The organism is Paraburkholderia sp. CNPSo 3274 (assembly GCF_024206475.1).
Lineage (GTDB): Bacteria > Pseudomonadota > Gammaproteobacteria > Burkholderiales > Burkholderiaceae > Paraburkholderia.
Map to the genome: position 1 here is coordinate 1 of NZ_JAMBPR010000003.1, position 18,193 is coordinate 18,193.

Annotated in this window: 18 protein-coding genes and 3 pseudogenes; 7 read left to right on the top strand and 14 right to left on the bottom strand. The window is 60.5% G+C overall.

What is annotated here, in order from left to right; translation table 11 throughout:
* A pseudogene (locus tag M3I54_RS02275) lies at positions 1–147 on the bottom strand (helix-turn-helix domain-containing protein); the annotation flags it as partial.
* Positions 148–663: 516 nt separating this feature from the next.
* Between M3I54_RS02275 and M3I54_RS02280 the strand changes: the two are divergent.
* Positions 664–1,398, top strand: a complete 735-nt coding sequence (locus M3I54_RS02280; RefSeq protein ID WP_254332710.1) for a GntR family transcriptional regulator — start codon at positions 664–666, stop codon at positions 1,396–1,398.
* 73 nt (positions 1,399–1,471) lie between these two features.
* On the opposite strand, the gene M3I54_RS02285 is transcribed toward M3I54_RS02280, so the two are convergent.
* Together M3I54_RS02285 and M3I54_RS02290 are read right to left on the bottom strand one after the other, a co-directional pair.
* The gene (locus tag M3I54_RS02285) at positions 1,472–1,987 is read right to left on the bottom strand and encodes a DUF2867 domain-containing protein (RefSeq protein ID WP_254332711.1); all 516 of its coding nucleotides are present in this window, start codon (positions 1,985–1,987) and stop codon (positions 1,472–1,474) included.
* A 313-nt stretch (positions 1,988–2,300) separates the two neighbouring features.
* The gene (locus tag M3I54_RS02290; protein ID WP_254332712.1) at positions 2,301–3,185 is read right to left on the bottom strand and encodes a LysR family transcriptional regulator; all 885 of its coding nucleotides are present in this window, start codon (positions 3,183–3,185) and stop codon (positions 2,301–2,303) included.
* A gap of 129 nt (positions 3,186–3,314) precedes the next feature.
* Between M3I54_RS02290 and argC the strand changes: the two genes are divergently transcribed.
* Positions 3,315–4,244: an N-acetyl-gamma-glutamyl-phosphate reductase gene (argC, locus tag M3I54_RS02295; RefSeq protein ID WP_254332714.1), complete on the top strand. Its 930-nt coding sequence runs from the start codon at positions 3,315–3,317 to the stop codon at positions 4,242–4,244.
* A gap of 517 nt (positions 4,245–4,761) precedes the next feature.
* On the opposite strand, the gene M3I54_RS02300 is transcribed toward argC, so the two are convergent.
* The 3 genes from M3I54_RS02300 to M3I54_RS02310 form a co-directional block, all read right to left on the bottom strand.
* Positions 4,762–5,637 (bottom strand): LysR family transcriptional regulator, encoded by an 876-nt coding sequence (locus M3I54_RS02300; RefSeq protein ID WP_254332716.1) that lies wholly within the window; start codon positions 5,635–5,637, stop codon positions 4,762–4,764.
* 507 nt (positions 5,638–6,144) lie between these two features.
* On the bottom strand, positions 6,145–6,501 hold the full coding sequence (locus M3I54_RS02305; protein WP_254332718.1) for an STAS/SEC14 domain-containing protein: 357 nt from the start codon (positions 6,499–6,501) through the stop codon (positions 6,145–6,147).
* 246 nt (positions 6,502–6,747) lie between these two features.
* A complete protein-coding gene (locus M3I54_RS02310) occupies positions 6,748–6,885 on the bottom strand; it encodes a DUF3563 domain-containing protein (protein WP_254332720.1) in 138 nt (45 codons plus the stop codon).
* A gap of 195 nt (positions 6,886–7,080) precedes the next feature.
* Between M3I54_RS02310 and M3I54_RS02315 the strand changes: the two genes are divergently transcribed.
* Complete coding sequence (locus M3I54_RS02315) at positions 7,081–7,983, top strand: LysR family transcriptional regulator (RefSeq protein WP_254332723.1); 903 nt, start codon at positions 7,081–7,083, stop codon at positions 7,981–7,983.
* A gap of 70 nt (positions 7,984–8,053) precedes the next feature.
* Here M3I54_RS02315 and M3I54_RS02320 read toward each other — a convergent pair whose 3' ends face one another.
* Together M3I54_RS02320 and M3I54_RS02325 are read right to left on the bottom strand one after the other, a co-directional pair.
* Entirely contained in the window at positions 8,054–9,499 is a 1,446-nt protein-coding gene (locus tag M3I54_RS02320) for a DEAD/DEAH box helicase (protein WP_254332724.1), read from the bottom strand.
* Between the two features lie 35 nt (positions 9,500–9,534).
* Positions 9,535–9,786 (bottom strand): annotated as a pseudogene (locus M3I54_RS02325) (hypothetical protein); the annotation flags it as partial.
* Positions 9,787–10,119: 333 nt separating this feature from the next.
* On the opposite strand from M3I54_RS02325, the gene M3I54_RS02330 reads away from it, so the two are divergent.
* Positions 10,120–10,410, top strand: a complete 291-nt coding sequence (locus M3I54_RS02330; protein WP_254332725.1) for a hypothetical protein — start codon at positions 10,120–10,122, stop codon at positions 10,408–10,410.
* Here M3I54_RS02330 and M3I54_RS02335 read toward each other — a convergent pair.
* Positions 10,371–10,577 carry an Lrp/AsnC family transcriptional regulator gene (locus M3I54_RS02335; protein WP_254332726.1) on the bottom strand — a complete coding sequence of 69 codons (207 nt, stop codon included), beginning with the start codon at positions 10,575–10,577 and terminating at the stop codon, positions 10,371–10,373. The genes M3I54_RS02330 and M3I54_RS02335 overlap by 40 nt on opposite strands.
* 756 nt (positions 10,578–11,333) lie before the next feature.
* Between M3I54_RS02335 and M3I54_RS02340 the strand changes: the two genes are divergently transcribed.
* Positions 11,334–11,675 carry a BON domain-containing protein gene (locus M3I54_RS02340; RefSeq protein WP_254332727.1) on the top strand — a complete coding sequence of 114 codons (342 nt, stop codon included), beginning with the start codon at positions 11,334–11,336 and terminating at the stop codon, positions 11,673–11,675.
* A 140-nt stretch (positions 11,676–11,815) separates the two neighbouring features.
* Here the strand turns inward: M3I54_RS02340 and M3I54_RS02345 are convergent.
* A pseudogene (locus tag M3I54_RS02345) lies at positions 11,816–11,979 on the bottom strand (cell division protein FtsK); the annotation flags it as partial.
* A gap of 49 nt (positions 11,980–12,028) precedes the next feature.
* Positions 12,029–12,910, bottom strand: a complete 882-nt coding sequence (locus M3I54_RS02350; RefSeq protein ID WP_254332728.1) for a LysR family transcriptional regulator — start codon at positions 12,908–12,910, stop codon at positions 12,029–12,031.
* Positions 12,911–12,999: 89 nt separating this feature from the next.
* Here M3I54_RS02350 and M3I54_RS02355 point away from each other — a divergent pair, with 89 nt between their 5' ends.
* Positions 13,000–13,767 carry a sulfite exporter TauE/SafE family protein gene (locus M3I54_RS02355; protein ID WP_254333008.1) on the top strand — a complete coding sequence of 256 codons (768 nt, stop codon included), beginning with the start codon at positions 13,000–13,002 and terminating at the stop codon, positions 13,765–13,767.
* A gap of 305 nt (positions 13,768–14,072) precedes the next feature.
* Positions 14,073–14,375, top strand: coding sequence for a DUF4148 domain-containing protein (locus tag M3I54_RS02360; protein WP_254332729.1), 303 nt, complete (start codon positions 14,073–14,075; stop codon positions 14,373–14,375).
* Positions 14,376–14,507: 132 nt separating this feature from the next.
* On the opposite strand, the gene M3I54_RS02365 is transcribed toward M3I54_RS02360, so the two are convergent.
* The 3 genes from M3I54_RS02365 to M3I54_RS02375 form a co-directional block, all read right to left on the bottom strand.
* Positions 14,508–15,860 (bottom strand): epoxide hydrolase family protein, encoded by a 1,353-nt coding sequence (locus tag M3I54_RS02365; RefSeq protein ID WP_254332731.1) that lies wholly within the window; start codon positions 15,858–15,860, stop codon positions 14,508–14,510.
* 100 nt (positions 15,861–15,960) lie between these two features.
* Positions 15,961–17,175: an alpha/beta fold hydrolase gene (locus M3I54_RS02370; protein ID WP_254332733.1), complete on the bottom strand. Its 1,215-nt coding sequence runs from the start codon at positions 17,173–17,175 to the stop codon at positions 15,961–15,963.
* A 170-nt stretch (positions 17,176–17,345) separates the two neighbouring features.
* Positions 17,346–18,176: an intradiol ring-cleavage dioxygenase gene (locus tag M3I54_RS02375; RefSeq protein WP_254332735.1), complete on the bottom strand. Its 831-nt coding sequence runs from the start codon at positions 18,174–18,176 to the stop codon at positions 17,346–17,348.
* Positions 18,177–18,193: the final 17 nt, after the last annotated feature.

Genomic DNA, 18,193 nt, shown 5'->3' on the forward strand with positions numbered 1-18,193 from the left:
CACCAGCCGTTCGATCTGACGTACTGTCAGACCCAGCCGTTCGGCGGCACGGCCGGGCTTGAGGCCCGTCTCAACGACGGCCTGTATAACCTTCAGTCTGTCCAGTTCGCGCATGCTCAAACTCACCAGCGTCGTGTCCGGCTTCATGGCAGGCCCCGCAGCGGTTGCAGCAGTCTGCCAGCTTGCCAGCGCTCAAAAACACGACATCTGTAAATAGCCAGAACACGACATTAGGACGTAGCCCCCACAGAAGCGACGCCGCCAATCCGCGTTATGTGCACCGGCCATCCCGATCGTCACGAAGCAGTCAGACCACGAGAACGTGCGCCCCACGGACGAAAACGCCATGCCGCAAACTGCATCGATCGTTTCCCACGCTGCGTCAATGCCTCGCGACCGCGCTGCCGGCCCACCGGTGGCTGACGCAAACACTCCACTTTCGCCTGCACAAACGACCCTCGTGCCCGTTCCACCTGCATCAATGCCGATCCTTCACGGCCTCCTCCATTGCGCCCTTTTCACAATACCACTTCAATACCTTTATTGTTAGGCAATGAAATTCTTTCCGTCAAGGTAAAATATGGGCTATCAAGGAAATCCACGAGGCCAAGTCGTGTACTTAGTGGTATTGTTTTCGATAGTGTTTACCCGGGGGAACGCGTGATGGACCGCCGAATTCGCCTTTTGACGCTGGATGAGAGCGACGCGACGCCCCTGTACATGCAGCTCGCACGCAAGCTGACGGCTGCCATCGAGGCGGGGCAGTGGCTCGCGGGTGAAGCGCTGCCGTCCGAACGGACGCTCGTTGACACGTTGGGAATTTCCCGCGTGACAGCGCGACGGGCGCTGCAGGTACTCGACGAAGAAGGCACGATCCTGCGCAATCGTGGGCAGGGCACTTTCATCGCACCCCGGTTTGCGCAGCCCCTCTCGAATCTGGGCAACTTCAGCGAGATGGTCCGGCCGAAAGGTTTCGTACCGACGAGTGAAGTGATCGATACTCAACGGCGGGAGCCGTCACACGAAGAATGTGTGGCCCTTGGTTTGCGGCCTAACGATGAGGTGCTTTCCCTTACACGACTCAGAAAGGCAGATACGACAATCGTGTCCTTGGACCGCTCGACGCTCCCTGTCGGTGTGCTTTCCGACGTGAACGAGATGGGAGACTCGCTCTATGCCTATCTAGACCGGATCGGCAAACCGGTGCTTCGCGCGGTCCAGCACTTCCGAGCTGCCATTGCCACCGCCGAGCTGTCGCGACAACTCTCAATCGAGGCCGGGGAACCCTTGCTACTGGTAAGCCGCGTGGGCTATACCCACGGTGAAGTGGCGGTGGAACTCACGAAGACCTGGTGCATCAACGATTACTACGATTTCGTCGTTGAATTGAAGCGCTAGTTGGTAAGTCAAACGGTCGCTTGTTGTTCGGAGCAGATCTGGACGCTAGCCCAGGCTACGCTTTCCGCTTGACCTACATGGCTTCCGGAGACACGTTGTCGCGCCGATTGACCGCCCGTTCCAGCAGCGAGCGAGACAGGAGCTTATGAAATGGCATGATGACAAACAAGTAGAGCCGTCCCAGGAGACTGTTGATTTTGACCAACGTTGAAATCTTCACTTCCGATCCATTCAGACTCGGTTGAATGCTTATCCAGATCCGAAAATCCAGATGCTTGTCGTTACCACCGACGACGACTTCAGTTCCCGTACTTGAAATAATCGGAAACACGTCAATTTTCCCCAGCCCGCGATCGCTAAAGTCGATACTTGCCTTGAGTCCGAACGGCGCCACGATTCGGTTACGCAAAGCCATTAGACATCGGACCATGTGTGGCGGATCGGCGAACACGGCGCGCGCGGCTTGTTCGGCGTCGACGTAGGTTAGATCTGCCTGACCGGAATAACCATCGGCGAAATCAATGTTCGTCAATCCTGACGCACGTATCGCCGCCGTCGGCGTAGGAATCAGCAAGACTTTGTTTGTCATGAGTACCCCAGGTGCAATTTCCAGCGTAACAGGTGCGGCAATTGTCGGGCTAAATGCGGACCGACTCAAACCTGCACAACGGCGGCGCAGCCGGCTGTAATTAGGATCGGAGCAGCTTGCCGACAAAACCTTCTTTTATTGCTTCAGCGAGCGGCTTCTTGAACATCGCGGTTTGATTGGGCGGCTTACTTGCTTCCCAGAATTGTCGCCGATTCGAGGCGCGCGGTCGAATGTCCGCTCCTGGCGGCACTGCCCTTTGAAACATTGACCAACGCCAAATTTAAGGTGTCCACGGTTCGTGGGTAAGATCAGCCTACGCCAATCGCAAATCCCACAACACATCAAGTACGTGTTGCGTGGAACGCTCAACATACCCCGTACGATGTGCAATACCGAGCCGTCGCCACAACGCTGGGCGCAGCGGACGCATGACAACGCGGCTGTCGGGTAATGGCGTAGTGGCCTCATGGGGCAACAGCGCTGCGCCGTAACCTGCCGCTACCAGACTCTTGATCGCGTCGTTGTAGTTGAGCTGAATGCGCGGCGCAGGATGGTGCCCTCCGGTCGCGAACCACTCCGCAGTCAGACGCGAGAGACGCGTGGTCGCGTCATTGAGAATGAGAGGTTGGGCGGCGAGCCATTCAGGGGTAACGCGGGCCGGACACCGCCAATGCGCCGGCACAAAGGCCATCACAGGGTCGCGGCGCCAAGGCTTTATCACGAGTCCAGCTACCGGGGGCTGAGGCAGCGCGACCAGCCCGACATCCAGCGTTCCATCCACCAGCCGGGACAGGGTTTCTTGCGAAGTCAGCACTGCAATCTGAATGTCGATGGCGGGATGGTGCTCGCGCAAGACCTCGAGCGCTTGCGGCAGCAGGTGCGCGATCACGCCCGTGGACGCGCCGATGCGCGCACGCCCTTCGAGCCCCTCTACCTGGCGTTGAATATCGTCTAACGCCTGCTCCGCGTCGGCCAGCAGTTGGCGCGCGCGCTCCACCAGCACCTCGCCTATCGACGTCGGCCCCACATGTCCGCGCTTGCGTAACAGGAGTGGCGCCCCAATGCGGTCTTCGAGTTCGGCGATGTGGAGGCTGACCGTTGGTGGCGCCAGGTGCAATGCACGCGCCGCATCGGCAAATGAACCACGGTCGGTAACGGCGACCAGAGTGCGCAAGCGGTCCAGGCTGATCTCTCGCATGACGGCGTCCAGATTCAGAAAAACTGAATGTTTGCGTTATGAAATTCAACTTTATCTATTCTAGCCGTCCGCGCAACATAGGGGCTCGTTTTACCTGTTACAACCCAAAGTCAGCGGAGTCATCCACGTATGAGTTCTCCCGTAGTTTTCATCGACGGCGACCAAGGCACCACCGGGCTGCAAATCCACGAGCGGCTGCGCAACCGGACCGACATCAGACTGTTCACACTTGCCGCTGCGGAGCGCAAAGATTCGCGGCGTCGCGCAGAAGCCATCAACGCCTGCGACATCGCCATCCTCTGTTTGCCGGATGCCGCCGCGCGCGAGGCTGTGGGCGCCATTGTCAATCCTGCTGTCCGAGTGATCGACGCAAGCTCCGCCCACCGCACACAGCCGGACTGGACTTACGGTTTTCCGGAAATGACGCCGAGGCAGGCTGAGCAAATCGCGAACGCATGTCGGGTCACCAATCCTGGTTGCTATCCGACCGGTGCAGTTGGCCTGCTGCGTCCGTTGGTGCAGGCCGGGCTCATACCGGGCAATTACCCGATCAGCATTCATGCGGTATCCGGCTACTCCGGACGCGGGCGTGCCGGCGTGGAGGAACATGAGGGCCCGGGAGCTGCCAACGCGCCTTCATACCAGGTCTACGGCCTGGAACTCGCGCACAAGCACACGCCGGAAATCCAGCAGCACGCCCGGCTTGCGCAGCGTCCGATTTTCGTCCCTGCGTACGGAGCGTTCCGCCAGGGCATCGTGCTGACGGTGCCGCTGGCGTTGCGCCTGCTGGCACCCGGCGTGGATGGCGCCACGTTACACGCATGCCTCGCACGCCACTATGCCGAGGTAACTCACGTACGAGTCTTGCCGCTGCACGAATCGAGGGCCTTAAAACACCTGGATCCACAAGTGCTGAACGGTACGAACGACATGCACTTAAGCGTATTCCATGACGTGGAACACGGGCACGTCCTGCTGTCCGCGGTTTTCGATAATCTTGGCAAAGGCGCATCCGGCGCTGCGGTTCAGAACCTGAACCTCATGCTCACGCGGCAATAGTGGCTAAGATCGAATTTTCGATTCCGTATGACGGCGGACGTCATGCCGTACTCGTGGCCCATTGAACGAATGCAGCGCCCGCTTCGCGCAAGACCGTTTCGCGAGTCTGCATGTTGACGCCTGGCGCATCGTAGTATGCGGCGACGAGCAACGAAGCGCGTCCGGGCGGTCGCACGAGCGCATAGTCGTTGTTTCCCTATCCAGACTTGTTCCAGGCCGATCGGCCGCCTGCCAGTTTTCAGGCAATGCCGCGCGAATCCTGTTGAGACCGGGTTTGCACGCGATCATTCCGCGCTCCAGTTGCGCGCGCGACCTGGGGGCGCTCTCCGGCACCGCGTATTCGGGCCTTGCGGTCACTCCCGGCAGCGACACGCGCGGCATTGGGGTCGGCGTGGTACACAAGTTCTGAAGCCACGGCAGAAATCCCGCCCCGCATTATCCAGAAGCGTCGTGACGTTTGCAGCCGCATACGCAAGAAGAGGATGCCGAAACGGCGGCAACAAAAGCGACGCGTCCATTAGCCGCCTTTCATTGCGGCGCGTAAGAACGCAACAAAGCGCGCCGTAACTGGATCTTCCCGAACGGAAGGCCATGCGAGTCCCACGCGCCACTTCGCGCTTTTGCCATGAAGCGGCAATACCGTAGCATCCCGCAGCAGGTGTCGTGCGCGAGAAGGAATGAACGCAATGCCCACTCCCGCGGCGACCGACGTAAGGACCGACTGGATGTCTTCGGCCTGCTGCGTCACGTTCGGCACAAAGCGATGTTCGACGCACCATCGGTCGATCTGTGCAGCGAGCCCCGGCCCGCGTGTGCGCAGCAGCGAGATGAAGCCGATTTCATTGAACACGTCGAGATCCGCCGGAAGGCGTGTGTACGGAAGGTGTGGCGGCAATGCGAGCGCAAGTCCCTCGTCTACGACTTTAAACGATGACAGACCATCCGCGGATGGCAAGCGAAGGAAACCCGCATCCAGCTTGCCCGCCAGAAGACGGCGAGTTTGCTCTGCAGAAGAGAGGTCGCTCAGGGTGACGGTGACAGCAGGATGCTGCTGTCGGAAATCAGCGATAAGCCTCGGCACGATCGTCAGTACGGACAAGCAGATCCCGAGGCGCAGATGGCCATGCCGGCCGCCGCTTGCTTCTCGCGCACGCAACAGGATTTCATCCGCGTCGCGTACGAGCGCCTGCGCATCGGCCAGGAAGGTCTCGCCAAATGGCGTGAGCTGCGCACCGTGCCGACCGCGTTCGAACAGCCTGCCACCGAGGCTCGTCTCCAATGCGCCGATCTGCTTGCTGAGTGCCGGCTGGCTCATGTGCAGCGCATCCGCCGCGCGACTGAAATGGCGCAGCTCGGTAACCGTCAGAAACGTCCTCAGTAATTTCAGTTCCATTCGGAAAAGTAATCATTCTGGTAAGAACATTCATTTTACTGATCGATCGGCGAAGAGTTCAATACGAACGTGTCCCTCTCGAGAATCATCCGCAATGCCAATTCGAAGCTTGATGACTGACCGCCCCCAGACGGCCCTTGAATCTGACGCCATCGGCAAAACGGCGGTCGACAGCGAAACCGACACGACCTCGGTCAGCAACTCCGATTCGCGTAAGGGGCGCAGTCGCCGTGCTCGCTACTGCGACGTGACGCACGAGACACATCCTCGCGCGGCGACAGGTGCGATCGCCGTAAGCTTCGCTGTCGTCTCTCGCAGGTACTGGCCGCGTTGAGCGCGCCCGACGGACGAGCAGGACAATGATTTCGGGTGTGCGAACTATGCGAAAGGCGTGAGCCGAGCCTGAGCGGTCACCGAAGGTACGCGAAAGCGGCCATTCGGGTGGACAAACAAACGCGCAGAAGTGATACGCCTCTCCAGTCGTTCAAGGTCGGCTGGAGAGGACGTTCAGTCGTTGATCCAGGCTCGGGCCTGTTCGAGTTCGTTGACGTGGAACGCCTTGATTTCAGCCTTTGTAAAGAATCGCGCCAAATGCATCGTGGCGTGAATCCAGCCCGCGTCGGCCACCACCGCGGCGCGCTTGACCTTGCGGGCGACGGAGACGCCGAGCGTCATGTCGGTCCACAGCGCCTTCGGCTCGATACCGCTGAAATGCTCAATGCGTTCGAGCACACGGGTCTTACCGTTCAGTTCAAGATCACCACGCATGCGCTCGATGGCTTCGCGCAGTTCGTGGTCGGTGATTTTGCCTTCGACAGATATTTCGATGACCGGCGAATCGGCAGTGGTGTGATACAGGATCATGGCGGGACCCCCAAGCCAGCGAGGTGTTACGCGCTCAGGCACGGATGAGCCTGGCGTTCAGAGGCTTCCTTATGGTACCCCTTTCCACGCTCGGTTAGCTTTTGAGCATTGCGTCTCGCTGCTGATGCCTGTCGGCACTCGTGCGTGACGAACGCCCCTTTCACATAAGCCTGCGGACGTTCACGCCACACATCAAGCATCGCGCCGTGGCCGTTTGCCGCCCGATGCCGTCGGCCATTACCGCAGTCAGCAGGAGCTTTCCAGCGAGCGCTCGCGGCGTTCGAGCTCGGCAAGGTCGCGCGCGCCCGCAAGGTACTCATCGTTGCGGCGTTGTTCGGCGCGATCGAACCAGCGTCCAATCCGTGTGAGAAGGAATGCAAACATAATAAACTCCAGGAGGTTGCTTACCAGTGATGCAGATGGCCGGACGTGGCGCTACGTATGGGTCTCGCGGTTGTTCTCTGGCGCTGTTCGACGATTCAATCGTAGGCGGCAAATATGCTTACGTATACTTATCGTTTCTTATGCAATACATTAGCTATTTTGTTGAATTAACCCGTTTTTCCGGAGGGAGGCACCGTGGAAATCGGTCGCCTGCGGGCGCTCCTGGAGCTGGCGCGGTGTGGCACGATGTCCGCCGCCGCCGAGGCCCTGTTCCTCACGCCGTCAGCCGTGTCACAGCAGATCGCACAACTGGAAGAGGAGGCCGGCGTTACGCTTACTGAGCGCATCGGCCGCGGGGTCAGACTGACTCCCGCCGGTCACGCGCTGGTGGGCTACACCGAGCGGGTGCTGGTTGTGCTGGACGAGGCTCGCTCGGAAATGGCAGAGCTTCGGCGTGAGATCGCCGGCGAGCTGCGGGTCGCCGCGTTTCCGTCGATCGCATCGGTTGTACTCCCCGACACGGTCAAGGCGCTGCAGCACGCGTATCCGCGCCTTGAGATCGCAATTGAAGAATTGGAAGCGGTTGACGGGGTCGCGGCACTGCGGTCCTGGAGAACGGACATCGCCTTGATCGATGATCTCTCAATCGTGGCGGCCGATATTCGGGAGAATGTTGCGATAGTGCCGCTGGCCGAGGATGTGTGGTACGTCACAGTCTCGACTGACCATCCGCTAAGCAATAAACCGTCACTTAGCCTGGCCGATCTCAGGCACGAAACCTGGGCAATCGAATCGAAGGGCGGCCCCTTCGGCAGCTTCGTCGTCGATTTGTGCCGCCGCGCCGGGTACGAGCCTCGGACCAACGCCATATGCCGTGGATCCGAGATGATCGAAGCGATGGTGGCCTCCGGCTGCTCGGTGTCAATCGTCCCCGGACTCAGGAGGCTACGCTCGCCGCGCGGCGTGGCTTGGGTGAAGCTGAGGCCAGAGGTTCACCGCAAAATCTACGTCGCTTATCGACGCGGCGAGCGCAACCATCCAATGGTCAAAGTGTTCGTCGAGGAAATCGTCGCGACGGCATCGAGACTTCTCGGTTAACTGCATCGCGATGATTGCGCCGCCAAGCGTCCGTGAGCCGAACAAGGCCGGCGTTACTCATCCCCACGGATCAGGGTTGGCGTTTGCCGCGGCCACCAGCGGGTTTGCCAGCCGGTTTACGTGAACCCGCAGCTGGCTTGCTAGCGGGTTTGCTGCGTGGCTTTTGCGCGCTGAATGAGTTACCGCTGGACAAGCTTGTGCCTTTACCCGCGGCCACAGCGCGCTGCGCCGCAGGCTTGCGTTTGGTTTCGCCACTTTGCGGGCGCGGTTTTTTGCTGAGCACCTGCAGGGCGCCCGGCGCAGCTTGCGGCACTTTGGGCTTCTTGGGCTTTTTGGGTTTCTTGATGATCTGGCCCGTCGCGCTGGTTTGCGGCACGCGGTGTTCGGCTTCAAAACCGGGCTCTTCTTCACGGGGCAGCGTTTGCCGGATCAGCGCTTCGATCGCAGCCAGTTGCGGTGCTTCATCGGCACACACAAGGGACACCGCGACGCCGCTGGCGCCCGCGCGGCCAGTACGGCCAATACGGTGCACATAGTCGTGCGCCACGATCGGCAGATCAACGTTGATCACCAGCGGCAGGTCGTCGATATCCAGCCCGCGCGCAGCCACATCGGTGGCTACCAGCATTTGGACTTCGCCCGCCTTGAAGCGCTCCAGCGCGCGCAGGCGGGCGGGTTGCGGTTTGTCGCCGTGGATAGTGTCGATCGCATAGCCCGCTTCATCCAGCATGGCCGCCAGGTAATCTACACCCTTGCGGGTTTTGACGAACACCAGCGCGTGCTGCCAGTTGTTCTCAGCCACAAGGTGCATGAAAAGCTCAGGCTTGTTCCTTTTATCCACCGGCACCACCCACTGCTTGATCTTGCTGGCCGTGGCGTTGGGCGGGCTGACGCTGATATTGACCGGGCCGCGCAGAATGCTCGCCGCCATGGCGCGGATATCATCGGTAAACGTGGCAGAGAACAGCAGGGTCTGGCGCTGAGCGGGCAAGGCAGCAAAGACGGCGTTGAGTTCGCGCGCAAAGCCCAGATCCAGCATGCGGTCGGCTTCATCCAGCACCAGCGTTTGTACTTGATCAAACTGCACTGCGTTCTGGCGATTGAGATCTAGCAAACGGCCCGGCGTGGCAACGAGCACATCCACGCCTTTGCGCAACTTCATCATCTGCGGGTTGATACTCACACCGCCGTAAGCGGCCAGGAATTGTAAATCGAGGCCTTTACCGTAATCGATAAAGCTTTGCAGCACTTGTTCAGCCAGTTCACGCGTGGGCACCAGCACCAGCACACGCGCGCGGTTGCTGGCCACCGCAGGGCCGTGTTGCACCAGCCGTTGCAACAGCGGCAGCGCAAAACCCGCCGTTTTGCCAGTGCCGGTTTGTGCCGCGGCCATGACGTCCTTGCCATTGAGCACAGCAGGAATCGCCTTGGCCTGCACCGGCGTAGGTGTCTGGTAATTGAGGCCCTGCAGATTACGCAGCAAGGGATCGATCAGGCCAAGCAAGGCAAAAGACATTGGCGTATTCCGGTCTAAAACCGCAATTCTAGCGGTTACCGCCTGACTGCGCCGCGCAGATCAAGGGTCAAAAAGATCGGCGTTGATCGCCACTGAAATCGTTCGGCGACTGAACTATGCCGTCCACCGTCACTCTGCATCTGCCCTTTCGCTATTACGTGCGTGAGTTCGATACCGCCTAAAATGATGCGGGCGCAACGAAAATTCTTCAATCCCGGCATTGGTCGTACGACGCGTTTGATCGCTCGATGGTCCTGCTCCACCGCGGTGGATTGATAAGAACGGCGTACCCGGAACGATCACAGTGGACAAGAGCGCGTAGATCGCGCACCCGTCGCACTCTCGGGCACCATATGAGCGGTGAATTGGGAGGCGTCGTGCGGGCGGCCCGGTCCGACGCGGCATGGTCCCATCTGCACCTGCGCCGGCGGCGACGAAGCGGGTCACACCGGTTGTGTACTTGATACAAAGCGAACCGACGCCTTCCCATCCTTACAGACCCTTTCATCGCTGGAGACGAAAGGTTTCCTGTGTGTCATCGTACAAAACCGTTTCATGTGCTACCGTGGTTGCTCAGAGCCAGCAGGACGTCGTTTCAGTCGAACACTAGAAGGATGCTCATGGAAGTCAACAATGGCGCTGTACTTGAAGCTCTTCGACTTGCTTTGTATCGACAAATACCGTGGCACAAGCGACCGGCAATTTTCACGTTGCTTCGCTCGCAGGGTCTGATCCAGACCATTGACCAGAAACCTCCGCCCAGTACGAAGTTTCTCCCGACACTCCAGATTGCTATCCTGACTGATAAAGGGCAGAAAGAAATCCAGCGCATCGAGGCGTCAACGCATGTTTCTGGATGGCTGGACGACGACTACTTCGCAACGTTCCTTGCAGAGGTTGCGTTTACCTGAGCGCGCATTCCACGCTTGACCGGGCCAGCACCTGAAGGTTGTAGCTGTCGGACCCGGTTACCCGTAGTGTCTCGACGACGTTTGGTGTCTCGCGAACATGCCTGGGCCGTGAGCCCCACCTCGGCTGCAAGCGACTTGTAGGGCGCCCTGCCGTCTCGCAGCAGCATCTTGACCAGCTTCAGGTCCGTCGGACGGTCGTATGCGGAACGTTACGACTGCTTCATGTCGGGGATTTCCCTTCCGTGTCGGTCGAGCCAATCTAAGTCGGTTGTCGGGGCTGCGATCGAAGTAATCGATCACACTTCGAATATCGTGAGGCCAGAGAACCTCGATAGGTGGGTCGACTTCTATAAGGATACCTTCGCATCCAGAAGCAGTATCTGGATGCGAGGGGCAAGCAGACCGGCATGCGGGCCAGGTCGATGGTCAGCCCCTGCGGCAAGGTATCGATCCCGATTGAATCGAGCTCATTGATGCCCCCCCGAAGACCTATTACCCTTCAATGGCCACATCCTGCCCGAAGCGGTCGGCCGTAGTTGATCCTGAACTGCTGCTCGGCTGCTCTTCGGTGGACAGGCGGCGTTCGGGCGTACACGTGACGTTTGTTACGTGGAAAGGTTAGCCGTCGACAAGCTTGCGCGGCCTCGGCGGATTCCGCCATTTCCTGTACAGTAGGCGCCAGAATTGCACTTGCCCCACTCTGCGTTTGGGCGGCGACAACGTAAAATTGGAAACGCGTCGCCTCCTGCGGGCCGGCGCGGCGGTTGTGTTGCAATGCAGGTTTGGTGAAATCGGTCCCACACCATAATGCCCTTAGCACTCTTGCACTGAGTACGAGTAGTCATAGTTTGTCCAACGCTCCGTTTGTGTACCTGTGAGACCACCGTTCGGATTCGTCGCAACTCTGAAAAAGGAGAAAGTGAATGAAGGCTATTCAGGCAATCAAGCTGGCCGGCGGCGCATTGATCGTCGCCGTTTCGGTCAGCGCATGGGCGCAGGGGAACGATACGGGCACGGCGCCGGCCACTTCGCAATCATCGAAGCAGGCCAACCACGCATTGGAAAAGAAAGTGCGTGCCGCGCTGGATCACGCAAAGGACATCAAAGTGGAAAACATTTTGGTTCGCGCTCGCGGCGGCGCGGTGACGCTGGAAGGCACCGTTCCGGATTCCTCGCAGATCGACAAGGCCACTCAAGTCGCTCAGGGCGTTGCCGGCGTGACCTCGGTCAAGAACGCACTGAGCATCAAAGAACCGGGTCAGTAAGCCAGGCCTTTGGCGGGGCCGCCCTTTCGTTTGCGCGAGGGTGCGGCTTCGCCGTTCCCCCTGATATTCCCGCGACAGTTCCCTTTATTCAGCCGACCACCGGGATCACCATCGACGACACCCGTCCCGCAGCATCCATCTGCGCGACGAACGCGCTGCGGATCGTGGGTGCCGGAAGGCAGGAATAGCATGTCGCCCTCGCCGAGGAGCGACTTGGCGCCCCCCGCTGGTCGAAGATCCTGCGCGAATCGATCTTTGACGACGGCTGTAACGGCACGCGCGTTGGAAAGTTTGCCTTGATGAGCTCCGGTTTCGCTGTCTCCAGCAGCCGGTCATCCAACGACGATGTAGATCTATGGCGTGCACTGCCGCAGTTGCTGCGCGAGCAGGCCCGCGTGCGGAGTCAGGGCGGCGAAGTCGCGCGCACAGAGATAGAGCCGCCGCATAGCCCACGCCTCCGACAGCGGCACCACGACCACGTCACTGCGCAGTTTTCTGGCTAGCCCATCGGAAAGGATCGAAATGCCGATCCCTGCTTCGACATGCATGGCCACATGTTCGATGTTGCGCAACTGAATGCGGTAGTCGAGCTGGCGTCCCAGACGCGATGCACGCTCCGCGAGATGTGTTTCGAGCGCCGTGTCTGCCACGCCTACGATTGGCTCACCGAGCATATCGGCAAAGGCTACGTCCGGTTGCTGGGCGAAGCGATGTGAACGGCTGGCGACCACGACGAGCTGGTCACTGGCGATCAGGTGCGTCTGCAGCGTGCCGAGGTCCGTTATGTCCGCGACGACGCCCAGATCTGCGCGCCTGTCCGCGAGCGTCTGGACGATGTCCGCACTGGGCCGCTCCTCCAGGTCGATCGACAGGTCGCGATGCGCTGCCAGAAATCGGCAAAGCTGCGGCGGCAGGAACGCCGCCATAGCGGCGGTGTTCGATAGCAACCTGACGCGGCCTTTCAAGCCCGTTGCGTAGGTTCGCAGTTCGCCACGCATCATTTCGACCTGGCCCAGGATCGAACGGGCATGGCGGACCAGGGCGTCTCCCGCAGCGGTAGTACGCACGCCACGACGGTTGCGTTCCAGTAACGGTGCGCCCAATGCCGCCTCCATGCTGGCAATGCGTTCACTCACCGACGCGAGCGCCAGATGCATCGTGCGAGCACCTTGCGTCAGGCTCCCGCATTCCACCACGCTCAGGAACAGGCGCATGTCCGTCAAGTCGAAGCGCATAGCTAGTTGTCATCTCTTCGGAGTTTCCGAAGTCTAGCACCGGAAATGCCAGATTGTGAGAGCACGACGTGACGACTAATATCGCTTCCATGAACACGATGGCTTTGGTTTTTTCCGCAGGAATGGCGGCTGGAGCGATGAACGCGCTGGCTGGGGGCGGCTCATTCGTCAGTTTGCCGGCGCTGATCGCTGCGGGTGTGCCTCCGGTTCAGGCGAACACGTCCAGCACGGTCGCGCTGTTCCCGGGCGGCCTGGCCAGCGCGTGGGCATATCGCGATGGACTGCGACCGGTGGGCGCCGTGTCGCTTCGCGCGCTGCTGGCTACGACGCTCTGCGGCGGCTTTGCCGGCGCGCTGCTGTTGCTGTGGACGTCACCAGCAGCGTTCACGTTCGTGTTGCCATGGCTGCTTCTGGTCGCTTCCATCGCGCTCGCGTTCGGGCGGCGCATCGGCGAGGCGTTGCGCGCACGCTGGCACATTCACGCGAACGCGGTACTGGCTGTTCAGTTCATGCTCGGCGTCTATGGTGGCTACTTTGGCGGCGCGGTCGGGATCATGATGATTGCGATATGGGGACTGCTCGACAACTCCGACCTGAAGCATCTCAACGCACCGCGTACGCTGCTGGTCAGTGCGGCAAATATGGTGGCGGTACTTGCCTTCATCGTGGCCAACGCGGTGCACTGGCCCGAGACGCTGGTCATGCTCGTGGGCGCAATCATCGGGGGATACAGTGGCGCCCGGATCGGGTGCCGGGCGCCGCCGCGAATCATCCGCGCCATCACGCTGCTAGTCACCTCCTGCATCACGCTGGTGTTCTTCGTGAAAACCTACGCGCCCATGCTGCTGCATCGCTAATCAGTGAGGACACCATGCTTTGCGCCTTGTTGGAAACGGTGGGAACACTGGCCATCCTGGCCAGTCTCGCGGCTCAGTTGCGCAGGCCTCGGCGGTAACCCCCTGGGCATCGATACGCCGCAGCTTTTTGAGTCTCCATCAAATGATGGAGGTCAAAACGACCACTCACGCATACGATCGAAATAGACGACAACGATAACGTTTGAGCGCTGCAAAGTCTGGCAAGGGGTCGAACCAGGGTTCGGATGAACGGGCCGTTTGCAGCACGAGTCAGCCGGTCTAACTCACCCCGGAGGTGGGCCACTATGAAGACGCTAGTCCACACAGTTTGCGCGGTCGCCGTCATTGCTGTGCCAATTGCATCGTTGGCGCAGTCGGACGGGGGGCTGACGCGCGCGCAAGTGCAGGCCGAAATCGTTCAGCTTCAGCAAGCCGGCTTCAATCCGGCCAATGCGAATACTGTCGACTTTCCTGCCAATATGCAGGCCACCGACGCATCTGCCGCAGGACAAAGTAGCGGCTACGGCCCTGCAATGAACGGCTCGTCGCAGATGGGCCGTCCGGCCAGCCCGAGTGGGATGAGGCCCGTGTTCTTTGGCGGGTCGTAAGCCCTTTCGTCTGACCAGATCGGGCGACGGAGAGCATGCCGTCTCTACCTGGGACGGCGTGGAGCTTCGTGCTATGCGCTTCGCGCCGTTCAGGAGCCCGAAAAGAGGAGACCGAAGCCTCCTTCAGGTCAGTTACGTGCGCAGCGGCCTCAAGCCCGCGCGAACCTCTCGCGCGAACAGGATTGGCTGTTCCCACGCCGCAAAGTGACCGCCTTTGTCGGGCCTGTTGTAATAGATGAGGTTGTGATACGCCCGCTCCGCCCAGCTGCGCGGGGCCTGATGGCTCTCGCCGGGAAAGGCGCTGATGGCGGCCGGGACGGAAACGTCAGCGGCAGCGTAAAAGTTGAAGTGCGACTCCCAATAGAAGCGCGCTGCTGAAACCCCCGTGTTCGTGAGCCAGTAGAGCGTGATGTCGTCGAGGACGTCGTTCAATGTCAGGTCACCCGAGGAGTGTCCGTTGATCGTGCGCCCGTACACCGCCGATGTGAGCGCCGCCGCCGGCTGCGCATAGCCGTCCGGGTGATCGAGCAGCCAGCTCGCCAGCGCGATGGGTGAGTCCGCCAGTCCAGAGAGCGTTTGCGGACGCGTGCCCTGCTCAAGGGCGTAGGCGCGTCGCTTCGACAAGGTGCTCAGTTGGCCGTAAGCGAGCCTTTCGTCAGCCGAGAGACTGGCGGGCGCCGGATCGCCGGCCAAAAGCGCCTTTGCTATTTCAGGCGGAACCGTCGCGGGAAAGTTGACGTGAATACCGATCAACTCAGGCGGCGCCTGCTTTGCCATCACGTTCGCCACGATGCCGCCGAGATCGCCGCCTTGCGCGGCAAACTTCGCATAACCCAGGCGCTTCATCAGCACGACCCAGGCGCGCGCCGTACGCTCCGGTCCCCATCCGGTCTCTTTGGGTTTGCCGGAGAATCCATAACCAGGCAAGGACGGAATCACCAGATGGAAGGCGTCCGATGCGCTCGCGCCATACGCGGTCGGATTAACCAGCGGATCGATGATCTTGAGCTGCTCGATGACCGAGCCTGGCCATCCGTGCGTGACCACGAGCGGCATCGCGTTCGCATGTTTCGAGCGGACGTGGATGAAATGAATGTCCACCCCGTCGATTTCCGTCACGAAATTCGGCAACGCGTTCAGTCTCGCTTCCACCTTGCGCCAGTCGTAATCGGTCGACCAGTGACGCGCGACTTCCTGAATCATCGCAAGCGGCACGCCTTGCGAATCGTCCGCGACCGTTTCGCGGTCCGGCCATCTCGTCGCCTTGATGCGTCGCCGCAAGTCGGTCAACTGCGACTCCGGCACCTGGATGCGAAGCTCACGGATAGCGGTCTTGTCGCCGCCAGGTGCCGCGGCTGCGTCAGTGATGGATTGACTTTGTTGCGCGAAAGCCAGCTGACTCAGCGAGCCGACAGCAACGGCAGCCGCGGCCACGCTAACAAAGCGGCGGCGAGACGGCGAAGGGAGAAGAATATCGTCCGACATAAGTGTTCCCACTGGCGATAAAGCCAGGTCCTCGATTGATGGCAGCGTGATTTGACGCGCTTTGGATTGCGATGGCCGCGGGGCAGCGCAGCCGCCCAGATCAGCTTTTCGGTGCGCTCTGTTGATCGCCCTGCAGGAAATCGATCATTGTTCTCGCAACGAATTCGGGCTGCTCTTCCTGGATGAAGTGGCCACTGTTCTCCACCTTCAGAGCAGTCAGATTCGCCGTCTTTTGCGCAACGACTTTCTTCATCCATCCGTAAGCCGGACCACCCAATGCAAGAACCGGCATCTGCAAGGTGCCGTATTCCTTGTTGTCGATCACATCCTGCGGGAAGGCCTGATACCACGCATTGCTTGCACGGATCGCGTCAGCCGTGTTGTATGCCTGCTCGTACACGGCGCGGTCGCGCGCGTCTATCGAGCCCGCGTCCAGGAGGAAGTAGTTGAAGAGCCAGTCCTGCTCCACCCGGATACGGCCGGCCAGAAGCTTTTCCGGCAACCCCTGCACCTGGTTGAACGCGAACCACCACAGGTACGGGCGCGCCGTGCCCAGCTTGTCGCTGAAGGCGCCTTGCGCCGGCAGCAGCGGGAACGACATCAGGCTGTCGTCCGGATGCGGCAACTCCATCATCACGAGCTTGTCGATGGCCTGCGGGTAGTTCTCGGCATACGCGAATGCCACCGCCGAGCCGATGTCATGTCCCGCGACGCTGGCTTTGTCATAGCCCAATGATTGAACCAGCTCGTAGATATCCCGGGCCATGGTCTTCTTGTCGTACCCGTCGACAGGTCTCGAAGATGAACCCATACCGCGCAAGTCCACGGCGATGACGGTGTGCTGTTCGGCCAGAGACGGCATGATTTTGTGGAACGTCCACCAGGTTTCCGGCCAGCCCGGCAGCAGGATCAGCGGCGCACCTTTGCCGCCCACGACGTAGTGCAGGCGTACCCCGTCGACCTCGGCGTAGCCGTTTCTGAAGCCGGGCAACGACTTCACCAGCGCCGCATCGGATACGCTCGCATTCTTCGCCGGAGTCGACTTATGCAGGGTCGTCGCACCCGCGCCGACACTGGACAGCGCCTGCGCGTAACTCGACGAAACGGGTAATGTCAGCGCTGCCAATACAGCGCTGGCAGTGGCAATCTTCGATATGACTTTCAAGGTAGGTCTCCATCGGTGGGTACGGGCACAGACCGCGCTTTTTGACGTTGCATATGCAACATCGACAATCAGGAAGTTGGGGCATGCGCTGCCGTTACTTGCCTGCGATGCCTGCGAGAGCGCGTGGACTGGCCCGCGCAATGGGCGCATTTGAGCGCGCAGACGTATCCCGAATGTGTCGAGGAAGGGGGGCTTTTGTGATTACACGTATCCGTGCGGCAGGCAGATACACTGCGATACAGAACGCAACCGTGTCGTTGCGAGCGTCTGATCTCGTCAGACCTACTCGCAAGCGGACGCTGCTCTCGGTGCGGTCGGAGTCAGCGCGCAGGAGGCCCCGGAAGCGGTTCGACAGGCTGCGGCTGCGCATCGGGATCGACCACCGCGTTCACGCGTGCACGCAAGCCATTTGCGCGGCCATCGAGGGCGAACGGACTCGCGCTTGCGATCATCGTCGAGCCGGACTGATCGACGAATACCGGGTCGTCGCTCTGTGTGGTGCGCTGGATCGCGTGGCCCCGATACGGATCGAGTTGCATCAACGTCACCATCAACGATTCCGGAAAGAAGACCTGGCCGACGTGCGAAACATGCGTGCGCTCCGGTTGCAACGCGCTTGCCGTGCGGACCTTGAAATGAATGTGGTTGGTGCGCCCGGGATAGTTGCCCGGCACGATGGTCTCGAACGTGACGATGCCCGCACGATCGGTGTGCTGAACGCCGCGCAGGAAGGTCTCATGGTCGCTGGGCCGCGGCGTGGGCGGCGGACCGGGGTGCCAGCCCGCGGGCGGGCGGCCAGGCGCCTTCGGACCGAAATCGGGCGGGGGCGGGAGCGCCATCTTCGTGTAGCCCGAATAGGCTCCCATCGCATCGCACTGCCATATGTCGACCGCGGCGCCAATGAGTGGCGCGCACGTTCTCGCGTCGGTGAGCACGACATCGAGCGTCAACGGGACGCCCGGCCTGCCCTCCCGGACGTCCCTGCGCACGAAATCGCCGTCGATCCAATAAGGGCCGACTTCCTGCTCGGGCGTCAGCCGGCAAGGCGCCGAGTTCGCTAAGGCTGCAGGGCTAGTTTTGATGGTCGCCACGGTCGTGCCGACCGCGATCGTCAGTTTGATGAATGCTCGTCGTGACAGGCGTGATGTCATTGTTGTGCTGCATTGCG

What these genes read in the sequence shown, in the direction of transcription:
- M3I54_RS02280 (WP_254332710.1), top strand. Translation starts at nt 664, where the DNA reads ATGGACCGCCGAATTCGCCTTTTGACGCTGGATGAGAGCGACGCGACG.
- M3I54_RS02285 (WP_254332711.1), bottom strand. Translation starts at nt 1,987, where the DNA reads ATGACAAACAAAGTCTTGCTGATTCCTACGCCGACGGCGGCGATACGT.
- M3I54_RS02290 (WP_254332712.1), bottom strand. Translation starts at nt 3,185, where the DNA reads ATGCGAGAGATCAGCCTGGACCGCTTGCGCACTCTGGTCGCCGTTACC.
- argC (WP_254332714.1), top strand. Translation starts at nt 3,315, where the DNA reads ATGAGTTCTCCCGTAGTTTTCATCGACGGCGACCAAGGCACCACCGGG.
- M3I54_RS02300 (WP_254332716.1), bottom strand. Translation starts at nt 5,637, where the DNA reads ATGGAACTGAAATTACTGAGGACGTTTCTGACGGTTACCGAGCTGCGC.
- M3I54_RS02305 (WP_254332718.1), bottom strand. Translation starts at nt 6,501, where the DNA reads ATGATCCTGTATCACACCACTGCCGATTCGCCGGTCATCGAAATATCT.
- M3I54_RS02310 (WP_254332720.1), bottom strand. Translation starts at nt 6,885, where the DNA reads ATGTTTGCATTCCTTCTCACACGGATTGGACGCTGGTTCGATCGCGCC.
- M3I54_RS02320 (WP_254332724.1), bottom strand. Translation starts at nt 9,499, where the DNA reads ATGTCTTTTGCCTTGCTTGGCCTGATCGATCCCTTGCTGCGTAATCTG.
- M3I54_RS02330 (WP_254332725.1), top strand. Translation starts at nt 10,120, where the DNA reads ATGGAAGTCAACAATGGCGCTGTACTTGAAGCTCTTCGACTTGCTTTG.
- M3I54_RS02335 (WP_254332726.1), bottom strand. Translation starts at nt 10,577, where the DNA reads ATGCTGCTGCGAGACGGCAGGGCGCCCTACAAGTCGCTTGCAGCCGAG.
- M3I54_RS02340 (WP_254332727.1), top strand. Translation starts at nt 11,334, where the DNA reads ATGAAGGCTATTCAGGCAATCAAGCTGGCCGGCGGCGCATTGATCGTC.
- M3I54_RS02350 (WP_254332728.1), bottom strand. Translation starts at nt 12,910, where the DNA reads ATGCGCTTCGACTTGACGGACATGCGCCTGTTCCTGAGCGTGGTGGAA.
- M3I54_RS02355 (WP_254333008.1), top strand. Translation starts at nt 13,000, where the DNA reads ATGAACACGATGGCTTTGGTTTTTTCCGCAGGAATGGCGGCTGGAGCG.
- M3I54_RS02360 (WP_254332729.1), top strand. Translation starts at nt 14,073, where the DNA reads ATGAAGACGCTAGTCCACACAGTTTGCGCGGTCGCCGTCATTGCTGTG.
- M3I54_RS02365 (WP_254332731.1), bottom strand. Translation starts at nt 15,860, where the DNA reads ATGTCGGACGATATTCTTCTCCCTTCGCCGTCTCGCCGCCGCTTTGTT.
- M3I54_RS02370 (WP_254332733.1), bottom strand. Translation starts at nt 17,175, where the DNA reads ATGCGCCCATTGCGCGGGCCAGTCCACGCGCTCTCGCAGGCATCGCAG.
- M3I54_RS02375 (WP_254332735.1), bottom strand. Translation starts at nt 18,176, where the DNA reads ATGACATCACGCCTGTCACGACGAGCATTCATCAAACTGACGATCGCG.